The following is a 22,332-nucleotide window of genomic DNA, read 5'->3' as shown; positions in this document are numbered from 1 at the left end:
TGTCATTACGAGTTCTTTTGCAGCTGAATATCTTCCAGCTGTAAGGTTCCGTTTTCTTTTTTTGTATATTTCACCTGGACTTTTGTGTGATCTGGCAGGTCCTCACAATCGTCGCGTTTGTCCCTTGGAACTTGTATCATGGTTTCTTCTCCGTTAAGGGAAACGGCGATTGTATGAGGATCAGCCGAACCAATGTATTTTCCCTCTTCTGTAAACTTTGGGACTGAATCATCTGCGCTTGCAATACTGCATCCGGAAAGCAGCAGCACAGTTAACAGAAATAGACCAGTTTGTTTCACATGATCACCTCTTCCTGATGTTTGGCTTTATCTTTGACCAGAATGGCGGATTTGTAAAGCTGGCACGAAAGCCGGCACGACGTTTCCATGATTTTCAAAAGGGCTATCTGACCTGCTGATTTCCTGTTGTTAGAAAGAAAGCAAGCGGATCTGTCTATGAAGATGTCTCTAAAAGAGCTGCATTTTAGAAAAAATTAGCGGAAAGAAGCAACTTTTTATTCATTTTAAAAAAATTGATGAATAGAGTGAGCAGATGGTTTGACGGAAGGGTTGGACAGGCGTAAGCTTTTAAAGAATATTTACTTTACAGAAAGAAGATACAGCTCATGAAAAAATTCGTTTTGATGCTAGCCGCGGAGGTCATCACTTGCTCCATTCGCCATCAAATCAAAGACGGCTACAAGAGCCCCGAAAAAGAGCGCAGAAAACCACATTCGGCACTCAAGATATTCAGCCGGTGAAGCAGATTGATTGCATCAAATTTTACATATAGGCTAGAATATGTGCGAATCCAAACGAAAGAAGATGATCTTATGAATCCAAAGTACAAACCGCTCTTTGAACCATTTACATTTCGAAGCGGCGTTACGATTGACAACCGGATCACGGTTGCTCCAATGACCCATTATTCTTCCAACGAGGACGGCACGATTTCTGAAGCGGAGCTGGACTACATCATCCCCCGTTCAAAAGAAATGGGAATGGTGATTACAGCATGCGCAAACGTTACGCCTGATGGAAAAGCATTTCCCGGACAGCCAGCCATCCATGACGACTCAAATATTGCCGGGCTAAAAAGATTAGCGCAAGCCATTCAAGCACAAGGGTCAAAAGCGATTGTGCAAATTCATCACGGCGGAATTGAATGTCCTCCTGAGCTTGTTCCGAATCAGGATGTCGTTGCGCCAAGTGACGTGTTTGATAACGGTAAACAAATTGCCCGTGCATTGACAGAGGCAGAGGTTGAAAACATTGTGAAGGCTTTTGGAGAAGCGACAAGACGTGCCATTGAAGCCGGATTTGACGGTGTCGAAATTCACGGTGCAAACGGCTACTTGATTCAGCAGTTTTATTCTCCAAAAACAAATCAGCGCACAGACCGCTGGGGAGGAAGCGACGAGAAACGATTAGCCTTCCCGCTTGCTATTGTGGATGAGGTGAAACAAGCAATTGCTGATCACGCGAAGGGTGCATTTTTAGTCGGCTACCGTCTGTCTCCGGAAGAGCCAGATACACCGGGACTGACAATGACAGAAACCTTCACGCTTGTTGATGCCTTAGTAGAAAAAGAACTGGATTACCTCCATATTTCATTGATGGACGTCAACTCCAAAGCGCGCCGCGGCGCAGACCCAACACGTACACGTATGGACTTATTGAATGAACGTGTCGGACACAAGGTGCCGCTGATTGCTGTTGGTTCCATCCATTCTGCTGATGACGCGCTTGCTGTGATTGAAAACGATATCCCGCTGGTGGCGATGGGGCGTGAAATTTTAGTGGATCCTGATTGGGCTGTAAAAGTAAAAGAAGGACGCGAAAAACAAATTGAAACTGTGATAAAAGGCACAGACAAAGAAAAATATCACTTGCCTGAGCCGCTATGGCAAGCGATTGTGAACACACGTGGATGGGTTCCTTATAAAGATTAATTTGATGTGACTGCCGGAATATTCGGCAGTCTTTTTTATAAAAAAAGACCCTTAGGAAAGGGTCCTTTTCGTTAATCGAATAATTTGTGCAAATATTCAAACTACAAAATGAGAAGCTGACCAATTCCTTCGGTTAGAAAATCGAACAGCAGTCCGTCACGTTTTCTGTTTTTTTCTGCGTATGTCTCCTATATACTTTAATTGCTCTTTATCCTACGAACATCCAGCGTAAAGGGTTTCAATCCGTTTTTGCCTTTCTGTTTCTTATGGTCCAACCAACGAATATACATACGACCATTGCAGCAAAAGAAATGAAGTCAATCAGCATGCCTATTTTGTGTGACTCCACAACGATGTTTGAATTGACACAAAGCGAAAGAATAAATATAGCGATTAGCAGCCCGTACGTTTCACACATTTTCGATCACTCCAAGCGTATAAACCAAATAGTCATCAATCTTCCGCATTTATTATAACAGATTTATCCAAAAATAAAACGCCTCCTATTTATCAGTGGAAACCAATAAATAAAAGACGTTTGATTTAAGTGCTTTTGCTGATCATGCTTAAGAAGCCTTATGTTCTAATCTCAGCTTATCCGCAACCATCGCAATGAACTCTGAATTTGTAGGTTTTGCCTTCGTCATGCTGACTGTATAACCGAACAATGAGGATATGGAATCAATATTCCCTCTGCTCCATGCCACTTCAATTGCGTGGCGGATCGCTCTCTCTACACGGCTAGCGGTTGTATTGAATTTTTTGGCGATGTCCGGATAGAGGACTTTTGTAATACTGCCGAGCAGTTCGATGTCGTTATACACCATTGAGATCGCTTCACGCAGATAGAGATAGCCTTTAATATGTGCAGGGACGCCGATTTCATGGATAATGCTTGTGATGCTCGCGTCGAGATTTTTCCTTTTTGGTTCAGGCTGGCTGCTGCGTATAATGCTGCTTTGTGATGACGGCGCGCGATGCGTCACACTGCTGGCATTTCCGCTGACCTGGCGAATATGGCCGACAAGGTTTTCCATATCAAACGGTTTGAGAATAAAGTAGGACGCTCCTAAATCGACGGCCTTTTTCGTGACATCTTCCTGTCCGAAGGCTGTCAGCATGATGACGTTTGGCTGTTTTTTCAGATCTGATTCTCTCAGTCGCTCTAAAACAGCAAGTCCGTCCAAATGCGGCATAATAATGTCCAAGACGAGCACATCAGGATCTTTTTCTTTAAATAGCGACAGACATTCCTGTCCGTTATAAGCAACTCCGATGACTTCCATGTCTTCCTGTCCTTCTATATATTCACTCAACAGGCTTACCAGCTCTCGATTATCGTCAGCAACACAAACTTTAATTTTCTCCACGTTTCTTCCTCCCCAAATGTAGTTAACAGGATTCCACCTTGCTACATGTTTACATTCGACAAAACCGCTATATACCCTCTAAAAAAAATCATAACTAACAATAATAGTGGCATATCTTCGTTATTCTATGTTTTTCTCTGTTTTTCGACTAAAAATGAAATTTGACAAATAAGGAAACGTGAATTTGTCGAAAAATCTTCTTTTGTTCATTTTAACGTATGTATGATGAGAAGTGAAGAGGGAGAAAAGCAAAAAAACTGCCGGAATTCCGGCAGTTAGCTTGCTTTTTCTTTTCCGTAAATATCGATTCCTGCTTCAGACAGCATCCATTCAATATGCACGCCGTAGCCGCTTGTCGGGTCATTGACAAACACATGGGTAACGGCGCCGACGACCTTTCCATTTTGAATGATTGGACTTCCGCTCATGCCTTGTACAATGCCGCCTGTTTCCTTCAGCAGTCTTGGATCGGTAATTTTTAAGACCATTCCTTTTGTAGCCGGAAACTTTTGAGGTGTCGTGCTGACGATTTCGATATCAAATTTTTCTACCTTATCATCATCAATGACCGTTAAGATTTCAGCAGGCCCTTTTTTCACTTCATTTGAAAAGGCAACCGGCAGCGCCTTGTCTGAGATTTTGTTTTTAATCGGCTGATGCAGCGTGCCGAAGATTCCAAATGGGCTGTTTCTGTTAATGTCCCCGATCGTTTTGCGTTCAGAGGAAAATCGCGCCAGTTTTTCTCCAGGATTTCCGCCTGTCCCTTTTTCAATTGATGTTACAGTCGATTTGACGATTTCTCCATCTTCCACGACAATTGGTTTTTTCGTATCCATATCGGAGATCACGTGGCCAAGCGCTCCGTATTTTTTTGTTTTCGGCTCATAAAAGGTCATTGTGCCGATGCCTGCGGCAGAATCCCTGATATATAAACCGATTCGGTATTTGCCTTCAGCTTCATCCTTTTGAGGAATCAGCTTTGTTTTGATCTTCTGTTTATCACGTTTGATCAGCAAATCAAGAGACTCTCCGGTTTTTCCCGCTTTTTGAATAAACGGGGCAACATCATTCATTCTTTCAATTTTCTGTCCATTCATCTCAATAATAATGTCGCCTGCTGTAATACCTGCCGATTCACCAGGGGATTTTTTCCCTTCGCTTGTGTTAATTTGATGAAATCCGACGACAAGCACTCCCACGGAATGAAGTTTGACACCGATCGATTGCCCGCCCGGTATGACTTTTAAATCCGGTAGAACTTGCACTTTTGTTTTTTTGATTGGAAATCCGGCAAGATCATATACTAATTCTGACTGGCCTGATTTTTGGCCTGTGACTTTGATTTCATGCGGGTCTTTCTCAACTGTAAACGCTTCTGATGATTTTTCCTGGGCGTTTACAGATAAACTCGTTTCAATCGCTTGTGTTTGGGTTTCAAATACTCTCATTTGCGTTGGAATCAGTAAATACTCTTTTAATGGTTTGCATAAACCTACACTTAATAACGAAACAAGGAGAATTAAACCTATTGCTTTTCTAATGTTATCCGGCATTCACTACTTCACTCTCCTCGCTCCTACCCCACACCTTCTTTATGAATTGCTGCTACATCATTACTTTTGCCTTCTCAGCCCTTATTTATAACTGTCATATAAAGAAAAACATTGGATATACTGATGAACGAATGGATGAGTATACAAAAAAAATAAGCTGCGCATATGCGCAGCTTTAGACTGTGGACAAAAGTTTAAAATCGAATAAAGTTTTAAACTTTTGTCATCCTTTCAGCGTGATTGAAAACCCTTGAAGTCTAGAAAGGGCGGGTGCTGTCATTCGTGAGCACCGTCGCTTAGACTTGACAACGATTGCGAGGGTTTGTCAGCACCCTGAAGCTGCTGCGTATATTGCGCAGCTTATCCAGTTGTTTTGACTTGATCCGCTTGTTTTAACAGCTCTTTCGCATGGCGTTTTGTTAAATCTGTGACTTCGACTCCTGCTATCATGCGCCCGATTTCCGCTACCTTCTCTTGTTTAGTCAGCGGCTTTACACGCGTCGTCGTTCTTCCGTCTTTTAATTCTTTCGCAATGTAAAGATGGGTATCGGCCATGGCTGCCACCTGAGGCAGGTGCGTAATGCAAAGCACTTGTGATCCCATTGATACTTTGTGAATCTTTTCAGCAATAGCCTGAGCGACCCTGCCGCTTACGCCTGTATCTACCTCGTCAAATATAATCGAGGTAACGTCCTGCTGTGAGGAGAAAATGCTTTTAATGGCAAGCATGACCCTTGACAGCTCTCCGCCGGAAGCAACTTTAGAAAGAGATTTCAGCGGCTCCCCCGTATTGGTAGAAATCAAAAACTTCACCAGATCAATCCCTTGTTCAGTGAGCTGAACAGGCTGCCCGTTTACAACCGGCGCTTCCTCACCGCGGGTTGCTGTTCTGACCTTAAACTCCGTATCGAAAGTCGACTTTTCCATATATAAGCTTTTCAGTTCACGATGGATTTCGTCAGCCAGCTTTTTCGCCCATGTTTTTCGGATTCGGGAAACGTTTGCCGCTTCTACTGCAACATCTTTACCAACCGAATCCAGCTCCTGCATCAGGCTCTGAAGATGGCTGTCTCTGTTTTCAATTTGATCAATCTCTTCTTCAATTTTAGAAGCATATTCTAAAATATCCTCAACGGTTGCCCCGTATTTCCGCTTTAGCTGCTTAATCTCATTAAGACGCGCCTCAATGAAATTCAATCGTTCCGGGTCATATTCAAGCTCATCCAGCATATTTCTCATCTGAAATGTAGCGTCCTCCAAAAGATAGTAGGAGTTCGAAACACTCTCAGACAGTTTTTGCAGCGGTTCGTTAATATCGGATAAATCTTCAAGCTGAGACGACGCCATTCCGACCCAGTCCAGACCGCCCTGCTCGCTGCGCAGCGCATTATAAGCATTTTGCAGTGATTCAAATATTTTCTCAAAATTTGAAATTTGCTGACGATCTTCTTGCAACTGCTCATCTTCGTTCAGTTCGAGTTTTGCTGATTCAATTTCTTCCAGCTGAAATTGAATCAGATCAAGCCGGTGCGCCATTTCCTGCTCACTTTCAGAAAGCTGCTTCAACTTTTTAAGCAGCTTCATGTAGCGCTGATAACCTTCCTGATATGCTTGAAGTGCGCTTTCCACTTCGGCTCCCGCAAACTTGTCCAATAGCTGAAGATGATTTTCGTCCTCCATTAACAGCTGGTTATCGTGCTGCCCGTGAATATCTAATAAAAGCCTGCCGATTTCTCTTAGCGACGCAATCGTTACAAGTTTGCCATTTACCCGGCATACGCTTTTTCCGTTCGTGCTGATATCCCTTCTCATGACGATCATTTCATCTGAAACGTCAATCCCCTGTTCAGCACAAACGTCAAAAACGGGATGGCCGCTGTCTAACTGAAACAGCCCTTCAAGCTCGGCTTTTGTTTCTCCATACCTGACAAATTCAGATGAGCCGCGGCCACCGACTAAAAGTGAAATGGCATCTATGATGATGGATTTGCCGGCTCCGGTTTCTCCTGTTAAAACCGTAAGCCCGCGTTCAAAAGAAACCGTCAGTTCCTCAATAATGGCAAAGTTTTTAATCGATAATTCAGCTAACAAACAGCATTACACCTCTTATCTTTGTTAGATTTCCTTTACAGCAGCTCTAGGAGCCTGCTTTTTACGCCGTCGGTATCTTCAGGAGTCCGGCAAATAATTAAGATGGTGTCATCTCCGCAAATGGTCCCCATAATTTCGTCCCAGTCCAGATTGTCCATCAGCGCTCCGATTGCCTGGGCATTGCCCGGCATGGTTTTCAGCACAATCATATGGCTTGCTGAATCTATTTTCACAAAAGCATCCATCAGTGACCGTTTCAGCTTAGACAGCGGATTGAAACGCTGGTCCGCCGGTAGGCTGTATTTATATGAGCCATTATTTGTCGGCACCTTCACAAGGTGAAGCTCTTTAATATCGCGTGAAACCGTGGCTTGTGTGACCTTGTATCCATCCTGCTTCAGCATGTCAACCAATTCATCTTGGGTTTCGATTTCATTGCTTGTAATGATTTCTCTGATTTTGATATGCCTCTGGCCTTTGTTCATGTAAGCACCTCTATTTCCAGCTTATCTGTTCTTATATGGTATATGATTCTCCGCAAAAAGTACATGAATGCAGAAAAAAGGAATAATAGCGCCCTATTATTCCGGTACATCTGCTTTTTTTTCTTTTAACGTCCTATGTGCTTCTTCCACTATGCGGCTGATTTCCTCTTCAGGCAAGCCTGCGCCTTCTTGACCTTCACCCGGCCACTGCAAATGAAGGAGAAATTCAATATTTCCGTCTCCTCCCGTAATTGGAGAAAATGACAGGCCTTTGCAGAGATAGCCCTCGCTAGCCGAAAAACTGACCATACGCCGCAGGACATCTTCATGCACCTTCGGATCTCTGACAATGCCTTTTTTGCCGACGGATTCCCGGCCTGCTTCAAACTGAGGCTTGACAAGCGCAATACAATCGCTGCCTGGTACAAGCAATGTTTTTAAAACAGGCAGGATCAGCCGAAGTGAAATAAAGGATACATCAATCGTAGCAAACTCCGGCATGCCCTTTGTGAAGTCTGCCGGAGTCGCATAACGAAAATTCGTGCGTTCCATCACAACGACGCGTTCGTCCTGTCTTAGTTTCCATGCAAGCTGGTTGTAGCCCACATCCACCGCGTACGACTGTTTTGCGCCGTTTTGCAGAGCACAATCCGTAAAGCCGCCGGTGGAGGAACCGATATCAATCATAATTTTCTCCTGAACAGAGACAGGAAATTCTTTCAATGCTTTTTCAAGCTTTAAACCGCCTCTGCTCACATATTTCAGCGGGTTTCCTTTGATGGTCAACGGAAGCTCGCGGTCAATTTTTTCACCAGGCTTGTCCAAGCGGTTTTCATTCGAATACACGATTCCTGCCATAATGGCCCGTTTCGCTTTTTCCCGCGTTTCCGCAAGCCCTCTTTCCACTAGTAATACATCTAATCGTTCTTTCTTAGCCGTCATGATCCAATTCCTTTATGTGTCTTGGGCGGTGCCAGCAATCGAATTCGGTCTGCCACCTGCTGTTTCGTTAATCCGATTTCTTCAAGAAGCGCCGTTACGCTTCCATGTTCTATAAATCGATCCGGTATGCCCATTCTGTCGATCGGCGTATGGTACATCCCCTGGTCATGAGCGAATTCTAAAACCGCGCTTCCAAATCCGCCTTCTAAGACCGCTTCTTCTATCGTTAGAATCGGTAATCCTTCATTTAGTATGTCCTTCATCATCTTTTCATCAATCGGCTTAATGAATCGCGCGTTGACGACGCGTACGGAAAGGCCTTCTTTTTGCAGCTCTTCAGCAGCTTCAAGCGCCATTTCAATTGTTGTTCCAAATGTTAAGATGACCGCGTCGTTACCCGGACGCAGCACCTCCCACGTGCCGATTGGAATCGTTTTAAGCTGTTCATCCATTTTGACGCCGAGGCCGTTTCCGCGCGGAAAACGCATGGCGATCGGACCGCCGTCATAGCTCAGCGCTGTATGAACCATATGCTGCCCTTCATTTTCATCCTTTGGCATCATTAAGACCACATTTGGAATGTGGCGCATAAACGCGATATCAAATACGCCTTGATGCGTCTCTCCGTCTGCACCGACTAATCCGGCGCGGTCGATTCCGATAAACACATTGGCGTTTTGACGGCAGATGTCATGAACAACCTGGTCATATGCACGCTGCAGGAAGGTTGAATAGATAGCCAGAAACGGCTTCATGCCTTGTAATGCCATAGCGGCTGCCATCGTAGCCGCATGCTGCTCTGCAATGCCGACGTCGAACATCCGGTCAGGGAATTCCTGCGCAAAGCCTTCAAGCTTCGAACCCACAGGCATTGCCGGTGTTATCGCCACGATTCGCCCGTCCTCACGTGCCATTCGCTGTACTGTGCCGCTGACAAGGCTGCTCCATGCAGGCGCTGCGGCTTTTGGTTTTACAAAGTCACCTGTATTAATTTTATATGGGCCGGTTCCATGCCACGTACCGGTCGTATCGGTTTCGGCAGGTTTGTACCCTTTTCCTTTTTTGGTGATCACATGCAGCAGGACAGGGCCTTTGGTTTTTTTAGCGTATTGAAGATTCTCAATCAGCTCATGATAAGAATGTCCGTCCACCGGGCCTAAATAAGTAAATCCGAGTTCCTCGAAAAACATGCCTGAGACAAGCATATACTTCAGGCTGTCTTTGACACGTTCTGCCGTGGCGGCAAGCTTGCCCCCAACAGCCGGAATCTTCTTAAACAGGTATTCAAGCTCATCTTTCACCCATTGGTATTTCCCGGCTGTTCGCAGACGTCCGAGCATGGAATGAATAGCGCCGACGTTCGGAGCGATACTCATTTCATTATCGTTGAGGATAACAATCATGTCTTTTTTCTCGTCACCGATATGGTTCAGCGCTTCAAGCGCCATTCCGCCGGTCAGCGCACCGTCACCGATAATCGGAATGATAAACTCATCCGTTCCTTTAATATCGCGAGCCGCCGCCATTCCCATCGCACCTGACAAGGAAGTTGAGCTATGCCCGGTTTCCCATACGTCATGTTCGCTTTCGCTCCGCTTCGGGAATCCGCAAAGCCCTTTATATTGTCGAAGGGTCTCAAATTCTCTTCCCCGGCCCGTCAGCAGCTTATGGACGTAAGACTGATGACCTACATCCCACAAAAACTTGTCTTTCGGGCTGTTAAATTCCTTATGCAATGCAACGGTAAGCTCAACAACACCCAAATTAGGGCCAATGTGTCCGCCAGAAGCCGATAAAGTCGTAATCAGAAACTGACGGATTTCATCACTTAATTTCTCTAATTCATCAATGGACATGTTTTTTAAAAACGACGGGTCCTGTATTGATAAAAGATCCAAAGCGGATCAACTCACTTTCAGCATGAATTTCTGCATTGATATATGTCTTAAATGCCGAGCTGAACTCAGATCATTTCTCAGGCATAAAAAAAGACAAACGCGCTCTTCCTTTTGTTTTTTCATCGAAACTGCTTACATTTTACCATATGTCGTGCAGCCGCTTCAAATAAGGATCGTTTTAGTGGTCTCTTGCCGCAATTAAATCACAAAGCTCATACAAAAGGTCTTTTTGAAGGGAGAGACCGCCAATCAAGCGCTTTGCTTCTTCTATGTGACCGTCCAATTTCTTTTTGGCCCCTTCCAGTGACAGAAGTGACGGATACGTTGATTTTTCGTTCGTTGTATCCGAGCCGACACGTTTGCCGATTTTCTCTTCACTGCCTTCTACATCTAAAATGTCGTCTCTGATTTGAAAACCGATTCCAATGTGGCTGCTGAAGGCGCGCAATGTTTCAATTTCTTCCTCAGGTGCATCCGCCAAAATAGCGCCGGCGATGACGCCAAAACCGAGCAGTTTGGCTGTTTTCCGTTCATGAATGGATTCAAGTTCTTCAAGCGTGACCTGACGATTTTCTGCTTCCATATCGGCGATCTGCCCCCCGACCATGCCCTCGGTTCCCGCCGCTGAAATCAGTTCATTCACAAGACGAAGTCGCTTCTCAGCAGATACCTCGTCTGACACATGGGACGTAATCAGCTTAAAGCTTTCCGTAAGCAGCCCGTCTCCCGCTAAAACAGCCGTGGCTTCACCAAATACTTTATGGTTTGTCGGTTTTCCGCGGCGCAGATCATCATCGTCCATGCAAGGCAGATCATCATGAATTAAGGAATACGTGTGAATCATTTCAACAGCGCACCCGACTGGGATACCGTCTTTTTCACTTTTTCCGTATGCATTCAAAACCGCCAGCACGATGAGAGGCCGCAGCCGCTTTCCTCCGGCCTCAAGGGAATACAGCATAGATTTCTTTAATGAATCCGGGATATTAAGGTTTTCTGTATATACAAAGAGCTGTTCTTCAACCGCTTTTTTACGCTCCGCCAGAAAACTAGCTAATTTATTTGTCACCTTCGTCTTCCTCCTGAACACTAAAAGGTGCCAGTTCGCCGTCTTCTTTTAAAATGAAGTCCATTTGCTTCTCTACTTTTTGAAGCTTTTCATGGCACATTTTTGAAAGGGCCATTCCTTCTTGAAAGTAGTTAATTGCTTGCTCCAGAGGCACATCGCCTTCTTCAAGCTTTGATACAATGCTTTCTAAGCCTTTCATCGCTTCTTCAAACGTTATGTTTTCATTTTTTTTCATGTCTGTCATTATTCTTCCCCTCTCTTATTTAATACTTCACAGGTCAGCACGCCATCCTTCAGCTTTACCTCCAGCTGGTCTTTCTCTTCTACCTGACTGACGCTTTTTATGAGTTCATCTTCCTTATAAGCCAAGCTGTATCCTCTTTCCATAATTTGAAGGGGACTTAACGCATTCAGCTTGCCCAGAACGGTTTGAAACTGAGAATGCAGCTGCTTCATTTGGATATTCATATTTTTTTTAAGCTGATTCGTTTGATCCTCATACCGTTTTCTGGCCTGCTTCAGCTGTTCATGGGGATGCAGCGCCTCTAATCTGTAAGTTTCGCGCTCAAGCTGTCTGCTTTTCCGGTCCAAAAGAGCGGTAAGCTGAGCTTGAAACTGCTGGTAAGCAAGGTCAAACTGCTGCTCTTTTTGCTCAAACAACCGCTTAGGAAAGCGAAATGCATATGAGGATTGAAGTGTTTGAACCCGTTCTTTTTTTTGGTTGAGATGCTGCTGCATCGCTCTTGACATCCTGACTTCCGCCGTTTTCGTCCGTTCCATTAAATCAGTGGTATGCGGCACTGCAATCTCAGCTGCCCCTGTAGGTGTCGCCGCTCTGATATCCGCAACAAAATCACTGATGGTAAAATCAGTCTCATGGCCGACAGCGGATATGATCGGTATGTTGGAAGCAAAGATCGCACGCGCTACGATTTCTTCATTAAACGCCCACAATTCTTCAATTGATCCGCCGCCTCTTCCGACAATTAATACGTCGCACATCTGTTTTTCATTCGCCTCTTCAATGCGCCTAACGATGGATCTGCTCGCATGTTCGCCCTGAACGAGCGCTGGAAGTACAATGACTTTTACAAGGGGATATCTTCTTTTTAGAGTTGTAATGACATCTCTGACAGCAGCACCTGTGGGTGATGTCACAATCCCGATTGTGGCTGGAAATGCGGGGATTTGTTTTTTGTAGCGTTCGTCAAATAAACCTTCTCCGGCTAGCTTCTTTTTTAATTCTTCATACGCTAAATAAAGCGCTCCGACCCCGTCAGGCTGCATTTCTTTTGCATATAATTGATAGTTTCCGCTCGGTTCGTATACGGAAATTCCGCCTCTCACCAGCACTTTCATCCCGTTTTCCGGTTTAAAAGGAAGACGCTCGCTCTGTCTGGCGAACATGACCGACTGCATCCGGGCGTTTTCATCTTTTAATGTGAAATAAATATGGCCTCTCGTGTGTATTTTTACATTCGATAATTCGCCTTTAATCCAAATATTTTCAAGGTGAGGATCTACATCGAATTTTCGTTTTATATACTTTGTCAGCGCTGAGACAGTAACATACGCTGTTTCACCCATGTCTCAAACTCCTCTCGTAAGCATTCCTGCACCATAACTAAAGAAAACCCGCCCTGGCTTAAGGAGCCTGAAGAAGCGGGTATCGTGCTCATTATCCAGAGGCAGTGCTTTGTTCCATCTCTGAATATCTCCAAAGATCTATAATAACGTACGTTTCGCAGATTTAACAGTATTATGCGCAAGCATCGTGATGGTCATAGGACCGACTCCGCCTGGAACAGGTGTAATAAAGGATGCTTTTTCCTTCGCTCCTTCAAACTCTACGTCTCCGCAAAGCTTTCCGCTTTCCAAACGGTTAACGCCGACGTCAATTACGATGGCGCCTTCTTTTATCTGGTCAGCAGTGATAAAGTTGGCTTTACCGACCGCCACCACCAGGATGTCCGCTTTTTTCGTATGTTCAGATATATCTTTTGTTCTTGAATGACAGTATGTCACTGTCGCGTTTTCATTTAATAAAAGCTGGCCGACAGGTTTACCGACAATATTGCTTCGGCCGACTACAACAACCTCTTTACCGGAAAGGTCAATATTGGTTTTCTTCAAAAGCTCAACAATTCCGTGCGGCGTGCAAGGAAGAAATGTATCTTCGCCTAATAGCATTTTCCCTACATTTAACGGATGAAAACCGTCTACATCCTTATCAGGAGAAATACGTTCAATCACCGCTTTTTCAGAAATATGGTCTGGAAGCGGAAGCTGAACGAGAATTCCGTGAAACTCAGGGTCTTCATTGTATTTGTCAATAATCGAAAGCAGTTCAGCTTCTGTGAGGCTGCTGTCGAATTGATCAAGCTTAAAATTCATGCCCATTGTTTCTGCCGCTTTTTTCTTTCCCCGCACGTAAGAATGAGAAGCTGGGTCATCTCCAATCAGAATAACCGCCAGGCCGGGAGTGACGCCTTGCTTTTTAAGCTCTTCTACCTCTTTTGCCAATTGTTCGCGTTTTTCTTTTGCCGTTTCTTTTCCGTCGATGATTGTTGCAGTCATTTTCTTTCCTCCTATGATTGTTCAATATCAGATTTAATGTTAGAAAGAACCCCGTTTACAAATTTTGTCGCTTTGTCATCACCAAACCGTTTCGCCAGCTCAATCGCTTCGTTCATGGAGACATTTACCGGAATGTCTTCGGCATATGCCATTTCGTATGCTGCCAGACGCAAAATCGCACGGTCAACATTGGCAATCCGATCAAGCTTCCAATTCACCAGATGTTTCGAAATCATTTCATCCAGCTGAATCTGGTGTTCCAATACCCCGTGTACAAGCTGTTCAAAGAAAGGATCTGTCTTTTCTTCATCTAATGCGTGTTCAATGGCTTCATTCACTGCAATATCGCTGACATCAATTTGAAATAGTGCCTGCAAAGCTTTTTCTCTTGCTGTTCTTCTTTTCATTTTCTTTCTCCTTTGATCCTCTTTATCTGCTTGTCGTTAAGCCATAAAGAGATCATAACATATTTTTTTCGTATCCGCATATTGAAATCAAGGTTTTTTGACCCTATTACCGAATATTTTTACAAACCTTTATATGATCATTCGGATTTCACGATCATGAAGAAACTCGGCTGACTTGAGCCGGCTTTCTTCATGCTTTGAAATAAAGGGTAACGTGTAAAAAAACCAAAGGGCCGCCCTCCCCTTGGTTTCCTATTAAGCCATTTTACATTTCTTCGTCGATTTCGACTTCCTGGGCTTTTGTGTCAAATTGAATGCCGACGATGTGAATATTGATCTCGTTAATTGAAAGAGACGTCATATTTAATAAGGTTTGACGAATGTTTTCCTGAACGGCCGCTGCGACTTTCGGAATAGAAACGCCGAATGCGACAACACAGTAGACATCAATCGTAATTCCGTCATCCGCCAAGTCGACTTTTACACCTTTGCCATGGTTTACTTTGCCGAAGCGCTCGACGACGCCTGTCGCAAAGTTTCCGCGCATTTCAGCAACGCCGTCAACTTCAGAAGCCGCAATACCGGCAATCACCTCAATGACTTCCGGCGCGATCTCAACCTTACCTAAATGCGTGTCTTCATGATCCATCTTAAGCAAGCTGTTGTCTTTCATTCAATTCACCTCCGTAAAAATTATGAGCCCATTACATCATATGTTTCTAAAAATTTCGTATTAAACTCTCCGCTAACAAATGTTTCGTGTTCAAGCAGTTTGATGTGGAACGGGATTGTTGTTTCTATGCCTTCGATGACGAATTCGCTTAGCGCGCGCTTCATGCGGGCAACCGCTTCATCTCTCGTTTTTCCGTATGTGATTACTTTCGCAATCATGCTGTCGTAGTACGGAGGGATGGTATAGCCCGGATACGCGGCTGAATCTACACGGACACCTAAACCGCCCGGCGGCAGATACATTTTAATTTCACCAGGTGACGGCATGAAGTTTTTGCTTGGGTTTTCCGCATTAATTCGGCATTCGATGGCCCAGCCTTCAAATACAACATCTTCTTGCTTGAGGCTGAGTTCCATTCCTGATGCGACTCTGATTTGTTCCTTAATCAGGTCTGTTCCTGTCACCATTTCTGTAACTGGGTGCTCTACTTGAATTCTTGTGTTCATTTCCATGAAGTAGTAGCGCTGTTCTCTGTAGTCATAAATAAATTCAACTGTTCCCGCGCCTGTGTAGCCAACTGCTTTTGCAGCCTTAACCGCCGCTTCACCCATCTGCTCTCTGATTTCTGAATCAAGCGCAGGAGATGGTGATTCTTCCAAAAGCTTTTGAAGGCGTCTTTGAATCGAGCAGTCACGTTCGCCCAAATGAATGGTATTTCCATAATTATCGGCAAGCACTTGGATCTCAACATGACGAAAATCCTCTATGTATTTTTCGATGTAAACACCAGGATTTCCAAATGCAGTTGCAGCTTCCTGCTGAGTAATCTTAATGCCGTTAATCAGTTCCTCTTCGGTGCGCGCAACCCTGATTCCTTTTCCGCCTCCGCCTGCGGTGGCTTTTATAATTACAGGATACCCAATTTCATTAGCTAGTGAAACCGCTTCTTCCACATTTTCTATAATTCCTTGTGAACCTGGAACAATCGGCACGCCCGCCTGTTTCATCGTCTCCCGCGCAACGTCTTTTGTTCCCATTTTTGAAATGGCCTCAGCGCTAGGTCCGACAAACGTGACATTCACTTCTTCACATAATTCCGCAAAGTCGGCGTTTTCCGCTAGAAATCCGTAACCCGGGTGAATAGCGTCTGTACCGGTCAGCTTGGCGACACTTACGATATTTGTAACGTTTAGATAGCTGTCTTTTGATGCTTTCGGTCCGATACAAAAAGCATCATCAGCCATTTGTACATGCAGGGCATCTTTATCAGCTTCTGAATAAACGGCGACAGTCTCAATACCGAGCTCTTTACAGGCTCTGATGATTCTGACAGCAATTTCTCCTCTGTTGGCGATCAATAGCTTTTTTATCATGTTAAGTCTCCTTACTCTGCTTTTACAAGAAATAGAGGTTGTCCATACTCAACCAGCTGGCCGTTTTCAACTAACACTTCAACGATTTCGCCTTTTACTTCCGCTTCGATTTCGTTAAATAGCTTCATTGCTTCTACAATGCAGACAACAGTGTTTTCATTTACTTTAGAGCCTGCTGTTACATAAGGACCGGCTTCCGGTGATGAAGAAGCATAAAATGTTCCCACCATCGGTGATTTGATTTGGTGCAGGTTTTCATCTTGTTTCGGCGCCTCTTGTGCAGGTGCCGGCGCTGCTTGCTGCGCTTGCGGAGCTGCTGCTTGTACAGGTGCTGCCGGCGCTTGCTGCATCACTTGAACAGTGCCCGCTTCGTGTTTTTTCAGTTTTAGGGAAACACCTTCATTTTCATATACGAATTCATCAATTGAAGATTCGTCAATTGTTTTAATCAGTTCGTGGATTTCTTTAATATTTAACATTCAATCGCACTCCTATGTATGAAATTTCTTTTTTATAGGTTACTACTAAAAGTACATACTATGTTTATCTTACAGGAGCGGACTTTTGAATTCAACTCTAATATGACTGGCATGCAAAAAGCCCGCGTTTCGGCGGGCGGTTGTTCATTAACTATTTGGAAGGCTCAAATGTGACCGCAACGTCTTTCATCGTTTTAATTTCTTTGGCAACAAGGTCTATGATGGCTGTAGCTTTAGATTTAGAGTGTTTGTCAGATTTGACCGTGATGTTGATTTTGTCTCCTTCCGCATTTACGAGGGCATCTTCATAGCCTTGTGTTTTAATTAGTGTTTCAAGCTGTTTTTCTGTTCCTTCCGCTTCACTGAGGGCTGTCATTTTATCATATGCTTCGCTCTTTTCCTTTGCTGTTGCATCGTCGCTGGATACGATCGCATTCAGTTCTTCCCGTTCTTTGCTTCTGGCATCTTCCAAATCAAGGCGGTATGTTGTGAAAAGATCATCGTCGGCGGTTTCGGTCACAACCGTTCCTTTTTCACTCGCTTCAGCGGAAGTTTCTTTGTCTGAAGAAGAATCTTTCGTACCCTTAGTTCCGTCTTCTTTTTCTGTTTCAGTACCGTTTTTCTCCTTTACGTCTTCCTTGGCAGGTGTTTTTTCAGTTGCTACTTCACCGCTGTCTGACGGGCTTTTTTCACTTTGCATCTGCACCGCGTTTTTACTTTCAGGCGACATGATATAATAAACACTTAACACCACAACAAGACTGAGCATTGTTAACAGCCAAACAGTTTGTTTTTTGAGCATTTATGAATCCTCCTTTATTTTTTTAGGGGCAACCGCAACCCGGTGGCTTGGAACATCCAGGACCCGTGTCACCGCTTCAATAATGGTTTGTTTTATTTGAACGTTGTCCACTCCTTGAGCAACAACGAGTACACCGCGTATATCCGGTTTTTTCGTTTGAACGACAACAGGTGTTTCTTTATCCCCATTCCTGATCATAACGATTTCTTCCTCTGATGTTTGATCCGTCACGCTTCTAGTTCCGCCTTCTTTGTCTGTTTCTTCAGTTGTTGTATTTTTGCTTGATTTGTTTTTTTCATACACCTTCAGTGACGTTGCGTCCACATTAACCACAACCGAGACATCCTCCACGCCGATAATGGTTTCAAGAATTTCCTTCAGCTGATTTTCATATTCTTTTTCATAATCGCCAATAGAGTTTTTAGGATCATCAGATTTTGAGGCCTTAAACACTTCAGCTGTTTTCTCTTTGCTGTCCGCCGAATCAGCTGATGCCGGTGCTGTTATGGTCTGGGCGTTTTCCGTTTTCTCCGGTGAAGAAAAGAGCTGGCTGACAAGCATAAAGGAGACGCCGAGAACAAAAACGAACAGAAAGTAATGATATTTGGTCAGCTTCGGTTTTTCGCCGTCCTTCGATTGCCCCGGAAGAAACTGCTTTTTCAATACGTTCCATAATCCGTTTTTATTCATTGCCGATCCTCTCCCCGCCTTCCATATGAACCGTAATTTTCTCACTGCCGATTTCCCAGATGTCTGCAAGCTTTCCCTGAATCTGTTTAGCTTCTTTTTGTTCCGCTGTATCTTTTGTGACGTATGCATGATCCGTATTAATGTCGACCGGCGCGACCGTTTGGACCGTTTTTTCAGAAGACGGGGCCATATACACGCTGATTGTTTTGATATCCTCTTCTGAATCTACTTTTTCTCCTGCCGTGATCTTGATTTGGTCTACTTTATATTCGTCATGACTGAACATCTCCTCCGCTTTCTTTTTTAGTTGGACAGCCATTTCTTCTAAAATATATGCGCGCTGGGAAGCTTGTATTTCTATTTTTTTTGAATTGATCTGATTTTTTATTTCGGCAGATTCCGATTGCCCGTTTTTTGTGAGGTATTCAAAGATGACTTCGGGGTCTGTTTTGAAAAGCTTAAAAATTGGAGTAAGCATGACGACGATCAGCAGCAGGCTGATGACCATTTTTGCGTACTTTTGCATGCTGGAGCTCGGCAGCAGCATATCAATGACGATTGCAAATAGGATAAATAAGACGATGCTGGTAAGCCATTCAGTTAGAAAACTCATCCGTCAGCCTCCTTTACTTCATCATCATCGTGAGGTTTCCGGCTGTAATAATGACGGTAAGGCTTAAAAAAAACATGAGAGACACAATGGCGAGAGCCGCAAAAATATAAATGACGCTTTTGCTGATGACATCGAGACAGGTAATGACCGGACCACCGCCGAGCGGCTGGAGAATCGCGGCTGCCAGCTTGTAAATAAAAGCGAGAGAAAGCACTTTGATTGCCGGGAAAGCCGCAATACAAATCAAAATGGCGACACCTAGAATTCCTACCGTATTTTTCAGCAATAAGGAAGCGCTGATCACTGTATCCGTTGCGTCAGTAAACATTCTTCCAAGAACAGGGATGAAGTTGCCGGTAATAAACTTAGCCGTCCTGAGCGTAATGCCGTCTGTCACTGCCGCCGAGGCCCCCTGCACAGAAATGACGCCGAGAAACACAGTGAGAAAGACTGCCAGCGCTCCGATGGCGATATTCCTGAGAAGGTTGGCCAACTGAGTTACTTTGTACTGTTCTGTCATTGTACTGACAATGCTCAGAATCGCTGATAAGAAAATCAGCGGCATGACGATGTTTTGAATCAGCAGACCGCTCGTATTCATAAGAAAGAGTATAACAGGATGAAAGAAGGCCGCAGATACAGCTCCTCCAGAGGAAGCCAAAAGCGCCAGCAGGAGAGGAATGAGAGCCAAAATAAAACTGGTCATCGTCTGAATCGCCTCTGTCGCATAATTGATCGCTACATGAAAGCTGTTCAGCGCGAGGATAATCAGCACCATATAGACAATTGCGTAGGCAACCTTGCTGACTGTGCTTTGCTGAAATGCATTTTGCAGCAGTTGAAGAATGACGCAGAAAATCGTCAGCAAAATCAACGTGCCGAGAAGCTTTCCATTGGCAAGCACTTCATGAAACAAATAAGAAAAGAGAGCCTTCAGCCATTCTTGCGGTGAAAAGGATTTATCGCCGTTTATAAACTCAAGCAAACTTCCTTTTTGACTTTCCGGCAGCAGGCCGCCGTACTCCGTCATTATGTCATTCCAAAATTCACCGATCTTGTCTGTTTCAAGCGACTCTGCCGTTTTTTCAGCCAATTGCTTCGGCGTTTCGGTATGTTCTTCTGTTTGGACCGAATCGTCTGCAGCTTGTACAGTTTCTGCGCAGCCTAATACGAGCAGCACCGCAAGAACCAACGCCCATTGAAAACGCTTCAATCTGCCGCCTCCTTTCGGTTATGACATGGAAGGTATAAGTCCGAGAATCGTTTCAATAATCACGGTTAAAATAGGAACAGCCATAACGAGAATCAAAATTTTCCCCGCCAATTCTATTTTCGAGGCAATGGCTCCTTGACCGGCATCCTTGGTGAGCTGCGCCCCGAATTCAGCAATATAGGCGATTCCGATAATCTTTAAAATCGTTTCAACATATACCATGTTGACATTGGCGTTGACGGCTATTTTTTCAATCATTCTGATAATGTCGTAGATTTGATCTACCAGATAAAGAAAAATAACACATCCGGCAAATACGATAATTAAAAAGGCAAATGTCGGCTTTTGTTCTTTCACGATCAAAGAAAGGAAGGTGGCGATCAGCCCTAAACCTACAATTTGAACAATGTCAATCTGCAAGCCCCCCTATCCTTGAAATAAAAACACAGCTTTTATCTTTTTAAAGAGGTCATCCACAATGGTGGCGACCATAAATAAAATATAGATAAAACCTAACAGCGTCACCCACTGGGCGTACTCTTTTTTTCCCATCTGATCCAAAATCGTGTGTAAAAACGCGACCACGATTCCCACTCCGGCGATTTGAAAAATGACATTCACGTCTACTCCCATTTTATTTTTGCTCCCCTCATGTTTACATCAATAGAAGAATGAGTAACAAGCCCGCTAAAAAGCCTAAACTTTTTATCATCTTTTCATTTTTCGCTTGTGCCTGCTCAGCATCCGCTTCCGATGCCTCTAAGTGTGTAAGTGCCAGCTTGATATGTTTTTGCTGTGAGATTCGATCGTGAATCCCAAGCGTCTCGCCGAATTGTTTCAGCACATCATATTCAGCTTTTTTCAGTGACATGTTGTCCCACACTTTCTTTAAGCTTTGCTCCCATGCCGTTTTAGCGGAATCACTGCCTTTTTCCAGCTGTTCGCTAAAACTGAGAAATAGAACCGAAACTGGCTGCGCAAGCTGTTTTGCGATCTGCTGCGAAGCAGTATGAAGCGGTGTATGGCCGTACATGATTTCTGCCTCAAGGGATTGGAGCGCCGCACGCAGCTGACGGATTTGCCTCGGCCGTTCTGTATAAATTTTCGCCGTCTCGAAACCTGTCCATGTTGTCGCAGCTACTATGAATACTGCGCCTAACAGCTTCAGCATGTCTTCACGTCCCTCGTTCCCGAAAGCACGTTTCCGTCTTTGTCATAAATACGGCTTATCGTGCCCGGCCCCTTCGTTCTGGATAATTCCAAATAGCGGTCAAAGGCTTTTTCTTCCCACAGACGCTTTAATGAAGGCCGCTTCATTAGATCAGAAATACTCCAGCCATGCGCGGATACGATGACCGAGACACCGGCATGCAGCGCCTCGAGAAGTGCGTCTGTATCCTCCGCTCTTCCGATTTCATCGACAATTATCACCTCGGGACTCATGGACCGGATCATCATCATCAGCCCCTCTGCCTTCGGACAGGCATCTAACACGTCAATTCTCTGTCCGAATTGATGCTGCGGAATGCCGCGCAGGCATCCGGCAATTTCTGAGCGTTCATCGACGATGCCAGTCTTTACGGGCGCAATGCGGTTCTTGCCGCTGCTCGCAAGTCTGGCAAGATCCCGAAGCAGCGTTGTTTTACCGGTTTGCGGCGGACCGATAATCAATGTATTCAACCAGCCGTTTTGATGCAGATAAGTAAGCAGTGGCTCTGCGATTCCGAGCTTTTGCCGGGCAATTCGTATATTAAAAGACGCAATGTCACGGAGACCCTTCACCCCTCCGTTTTCTGTAATGACTCTGCCTGCAAGTCCGACTCTGTGACCGCCCCTAATGGTGACATACCCTTTCTTCAGCTCTTCTTCGAGCGTATACATACTATAATTGCTCAGCCGGCTAAGGATCAGATGGGCATCCTCGGCCGTACTCGCATAGGACAAAAAAAGAGGTTGTCCTTTTCGTATCAGTTCAACAGGGCGGTTAACCCGAATTCTGATTTCTTCGATTTCCAGCCATTGATGTTCCGGTATTTCAGAAAGGGCGTTTTTCATGGATTCAGGGAGAACGTCAGCAATTTCATTCAACAGAGTCTCCTCCTTTCTACCGATCGGCTTCTTTAAAATGTATGATGTGAGGCAGACT

Annotated in this window: 25 protein-coding genes; 2 read left to right on the top strand and 23 right to left on the bottom strand. The window is 44.5% G+C overall.

Annotation, left to right across the window (positions count from 1 at the left end; genetic code table 11):
* Positions 1-5 precede the first annotated feature (5 nt).
* Complete coding sequence (locus NST16_RS05860) at positions 6-299, bottom strand: hypothetical protein (RefSeq protein WP_032731307.1); 294 nt, start codon at positions 297-299, stop codon at positions 6-8.
* 326 nt (positions 300-625) lie between these two features.
* On the opposite strand from NST16_RS05860, the gene NST16_RS05855 reads away from it, so the two are divergent.
* Together NST16_RS05855 and NST16_RS05850 are read left to right on the top strand one after the other, a co-directional pair.
* The gene (locus NST16_RS05855; RefSeq protein WP_168748207.1) at positions 626-760 is read left to right on the top strand and encodes a hypothetical protein; all 135 of its coding nucleotides are present in this window, start codon (positions 626-628) and stop codon (positions 758-760) included.
* A gap of 72 nt (positions 761-832) precedes the next feature.
* Entirely contained in the window at positions 833-1,951 is a 1,119-nt protein-coding gene (locus NST16_RS05850) for an NADH-dependent flavin oxidoreductase (protein ID WP_340884739.1), read from the top strand.
* Positions 1,952-2,517: 566 nt separating this feature from the next.
* Here NST16_RS05850 and spo0A read toward each other — a convergent pair.
* The 22 genes from spo0A to spoIIIAA form a co-directional block, all read right to left on the bottom strand.
* Complete coding sequence (gene spo0A / locus NST16_RS05845; RefSeq protein WP_010334880.1) at positions 2,518-3,321, bottom strand: sporulation transcription factor Spo0A; 804 nt, start codon at positions 3,319-3,321, stop codon at positions 2,518-2,520.
* Between the two features lie 275 nt (positions 3,322-3,596).
* Positions 3,597-4,874, bottom strand: a complete 1,278-nt coding sequence (gene spoIVB, locus NST16_RS05840) for a SpoIVB peptidase (protein ID WP_340884736.1) — start codon at positions 4,872-4,874, stop codon at positions 3,597-3,599.
* A gap of 360 nt (positions 4,875-5,234) precedes the next feature.
* Positions 5,235-6,965 carry a DNA repair protein RecN gene (recN, locus tag NST16_RS05835; RefSeq protein ID WP_340884735.1) on the bottom strand — a complete coding sequence of 577 codons (1,731 nt, stop codon included), beginning with the start codon at positions 6,963-6,965 and terminating at the stop codon, positions 5,235-5,237.
* A 35-nt stretch (positions 6,966-7,000) separates the two neighbouring features.
* The gene (gene argR, locus NST16_RS05830) at positions 7,001-7,450 is read right to left on the bottom strand and encodes an arginine repressor ArgR (protein ID WP_010334883.1); all 450 of its coding nucleotides are present in this window, start codon (positions 7,448-7,450) and stop codon (positions 7,001-7,003) included.
* Between the two features lie 96 nt (positions 7,451-7,546).
* Positions 7,547-8,392, bottom strand: a complete 846-nt coding sequence (locus NST16_RS05825) for a TlyA family RNA methyltransferase (RefSeq protein ID WP_168748214.1) — start codon at positions 8,390-8,392, stop codon at positions 7,547-7,549.
* The gene (gene dxs, locus NST16_RS05820; protein ID WP_010334885.1) at positions 8,389-10,290 is read right to left on the bottom strand and encodes a 1-deoxy-D-xylulose-5-phosphate synthase; all 1,902 of its coding nucleotides are present in this window, start codon (positions 10,288-10,290) and stop codon (positions 8,389-8,391) included. The genes NST16_RS05825 and dxs overlap by 4 nt, the downstream gene beginning before the upstream one ends.
* Positions 10,291-10,468: 178 nt before the next feature.
* Positions 10,469-11,359: a polyprenyl synthetase family protein gene (locus NST16_RS05815; RefSeq protein ID WP_010334886.1), complete on the bottom strand. Its 891-nt coding sequence runs from the start codon at positions 11,357-11,359 to the stop codon at positions 10,469-10,471.
* Positions 11,349-11,603, bottom strand: a complete 255-nt coding sequence (locus NST16_RS05810) for an exodeoxyribonuclease VII small subunit (protein WP_340884730.1) — start codon at positions 11,601-11,603, stop codon at positions 11,349-11,351. The genes NST16_RS05815 and NST16_RS05810 overlap by 11 nt, the downstream gene beginning before the upstream one ends.
* Entirely contained in the window at positions 11,603-12,946 is a 1,344-nt protein-coding gene (gene xseA / locus NST16_RS05805) for an exodeoxyribonuclease VII large subunit (protein WP_268504998.1), read from the bottom strand. Before xseA ends, NST16_RS05810 begins: the two co-directional genes overlap by 1 nt.
* A 138-nt stretch (positions 12,947-13,084) precedes the next feature.
* A complete protein-coding gene (gene folD, locus NST16_RS05800; RefSeq protein WP_010334889.1) occupies positions 13,085-13,936 on the bottom strand; it encodes a bifunctional methylenetetrahydrofolate dehydrogenase/methenyltetrahydrofolate cyclohydrolase FolD in 852 nt (283 codons plus the stop codon).
* Positions 13,937-13,947: 11 nt separating this feature from the next.
* Complete coding sequence (gene nusB, locus NST16_RS05795) at positions 13,948-14,343, bottom strand: transcription antitermination factor NusB (protein WP_010334890.1); 396 nt, start codon at positions 14,341-14,343, stop codon at positions 13,948-13,950.
* 265 nt (positions 14,344-14,608) lie between these two features.
* Positions 14,609-15,016, bottom strand: coding sequence for a fatty acid biosynthesis protein YqhY (gene yqhY, locus NST16_RS05790; protein ID WP_010334891.1), 408 nt, complete (start codon positions 15,014-15,016; stop codon positions 14,609-14,611).
* A 20-nt stretch (positions 15,017-15,036) separates the two neighbouring features.
* Positions 15,037-16,389, bottom strand: a complete 1,353-nt coding sequence (gene accC, locus NST16_RS05785) for an acetyl-CoA carboxylase biotin carboxylase subunit (protein ID WP_340884721.1) — start codon at positions 16,387-16,389, stop codon at positions 15,037-15,039.
* 11 nt (positions 16,390-16,400) lie between these two features.
* The gene (gene accB / locus NST16_RS05780; RefSeq protein ID WP_268445911.1) at positions 16,401-16,868 is read right to left on the bottom strand and encodes an acetyl-CoA carboxylase biotin carboxyl carrier protein; all 468 of its coding nucleotides are present in this window, start codon (positions 16,866-16,868) and stop codon (positions 16,401-16,403) included.
* Positions 16,869-17,019: 151 nt separating this feature from the next.
* Positions 17,020-17,670, bottom strand: coding sequence for a stage III sporulation ratchet engulfment protein SpoIIIAH (gene spoIIIAH, locus NST16_RS05775; RefSeq protein ID WP_268449561.1), 651 nt, complete (start codon positions 17,668-17,670; stop codon positions 17,020-17,022).
* On the bottom strand, positions 17,671-18,360 hold the full coding sequence (gene spoIIIAG / locus NST16_RS05770; RefSeq protein ID WP_010334895.1) for a stage III sporulation protein AG: 690 nt from the start codon (positions 18,358-18,360) through the stop codon (positions 17,671-17,673).
* Entirely contained in the window at positions 18,353-18,973 is a 621-nt protein-coding gene (gene spoIIIAF, locus NST16_RS05765; protein WP_010334896.1) for a stage III sporulation protein AF, read from the bottom strand. The genes spoIIIAG and spoIIIAF overlap by 8 nt, the downstream gene beginning before the upstream one ends.
* A 13-nt stretch (positions 18,974-18,986) precedes the next feature.
* The gene (gene spoIIIAE / locus NST16_RS05760; RefSeq protein WP_010334897.1) at positions 18,987-20,186 is read right to left on the bottom strand and encodes a stage III sporulation protein AE; all 1,200 of its coding nucleotides are present in this window, start codon (positions 20,184-20,186) and stop codon (positions 18,987-18,989) included.
* A gap of 18 nt (positions 20,187-20,204) precedes the next feature.
* Positions 20,205-20,606: a stage III sporulation protein AD gene (spoIIIAD, locus tag NST16_RS05755; protein WP_010334898.1), complete on the bottom strand. Its 402-nt coding sequence runs from the start codon at positions 20,604-20,606 to the stop codon at positions 20,205-20,207.
* Between the two features lie 6 nt (positions 20,607-20,612).
* Entirely contained in the window at positions 20,613-20,819 is a 207-nt protein-coding gene (spoIIIAC, locus tag NST16_RS05750; protein WP_003153142.1) for a stage III sporulation protein AC, read from the bottom strand.
* 22 nt (positions 20,820-20,841) lie between these two features.
* On the bottom strand, positions 20,842-21,357 hold the full coding sequence (spoIIIAB, locus tag NST16_RS05745; protein WP_340884709.1) for a stage III sporulation protein SpoIIIAB: 516 nt from the start codon (positions 21,355-21,357) through the stop codon (positions 20,842-20,844).
* Positions 21,351-22,274 (bottom strand): stage III sporulation protein AA, encoded by a 924-nt coding sequence (gene spoIIIAA, locus NST16_RS05740; RefSeq protein ID WP_340884706.1) that lies wholly within the window; start codon positions 22,272-22,274, stop codon positions 21,351-21,353. Before spoIIIAA ends, spoIIIAB begins: the two co-directional genes overlap by 7 nt.
* Positions 22,275-22,332 lie beyond the last annotated feature (58 nt).

Source organism: Bacillus sp. FSL K6-1005, assembly GCF_038000225.1.
Classification (GTDB): Bacteria; Bacillota; Bacilli; order Bacillales; family Bacillaceae; genus Bacillus; species Bacillus mojavensis.
This window is presented reverse-complemented; position numbering and strand designations above follow the sequence as displayed.

Excerpts from the sequence above, each read along its gene's own strand:
- spoIVB (WP_340884736.1), bottom strand. The coding sequence starts at position 4,874 with ATGCCGGATAACATTAGAAAAGCAATAGGTTTAATTCTCCTTGTTTCG.
- spoIIIAB (WP_340884709.1), bottom strand. The coding sequence starts at position 21,357 with ATGCTGAAGCTGTTAGGCGCAGTATTCATAGTAGCTGCGACAACATGG.
- argR (WP_010334883.1), bottom strand. The coding sequence starts at position 7,450 with ATGAACAAAGGCCAGAGGCATATCAAAATCAGAGAAATCATTACAAGC.
- accC (WP_340884721.1), bottom strand. The coding sequence starts at position 16,389 with ATGATAAAAAAGCTATTGATCGCCAACAGAGGAGAAATTGCTGTCAGA.
- NST16_RS05825 (WP_168748214.1), bottom strand. The coding sequence starts at position 8,392 with ATGACGGCTAAGAAAGAACGATTAGATGTATTACTAGTGGAAAGAGGG.
- NST16_RS05810 (WP_340884730.1), bottom strand. The coding sequence starts at position 11,603 with ATGACAGACATGAAAAAAAATGAAAACATAACGTTTGAAGAAGCGATG.
- yqhY (WP_010334891.1), bottom strand. The coding sequence starts at position 15,016 with ATGAAAGACAACAGCTTGCTTAAGATGGATCATGAAGACACGCATTTA.
- spoIIIAF (WP_010334896.1), bottom strand. The coding sequence starts at position 18,973 with ATGAGTTTTCTAACTGAATGGCTTACCAGCATCGTCTTATTTATCCTA.
- NST16_RS05855 (WP_168748207.1), top strand. The coding sequence starts at position 626 with ATGAAAAAATTCGTTTTGATGCTAGCCGCGGAGGTCATCACTTGCTCC.
- spoIIIAG (WP_010334895.1), bottom strand. The coding sequence starts at position 18,360 with ATGAATAAAAACGGATTATGGAACGTATTGAAAAAGCAGTTTCTTCCG.
- xseA (WP_268504998.1), bottom strand. The coding sequence starts at position 12,946 with ATGGGTGAAACAGCGTATGTTACTGTCTCAGCGCTGACAAAGTATATA.
- accB (WP_268445911.1), bottom strand. The coding sequence starts at position 16,868 with ATGTTAAATATTAAAGAAATCCACGAACTGATTAAAACAATTGACGAA.
- spoIIIAC (WP_003153142.1), bottom strand. The coding sequence starts at position 20,819 with ATGGGAGTAGACGTGAATGTCATTTTTCAAATCGCCGGAGTGGGAATC.
- NST16_RS05850 (WP_340884739.1), top strand. The coding sequence starts at position 833 with ATGAATCCAAAGTACAAACCGCTCTTTGAACCATTTACATTTCGAAGC.
- spoIIIAH (WP_268449561.1), bottom strand. The coding sequence starts at position 17,670 with ATGCTCAAAAAACAAACTGTTTGGCTGTTAACAATGCTCAGTCTTGTT.
- folD (WP_010334889.1), bottom strand. The coding sequence starts at position 13,936 with ATGACTGCAACAATCATCGACGGAAAAGAAACGGCAAAAGAAAAACGC.
- nusB (WP_010334890.1), bottom strand. The coding sequence starts at position 14,343 with ATGAAAAGAAGAACAGCAAGAGAAAAAGCTTTGCAGGCACTATTTCAA.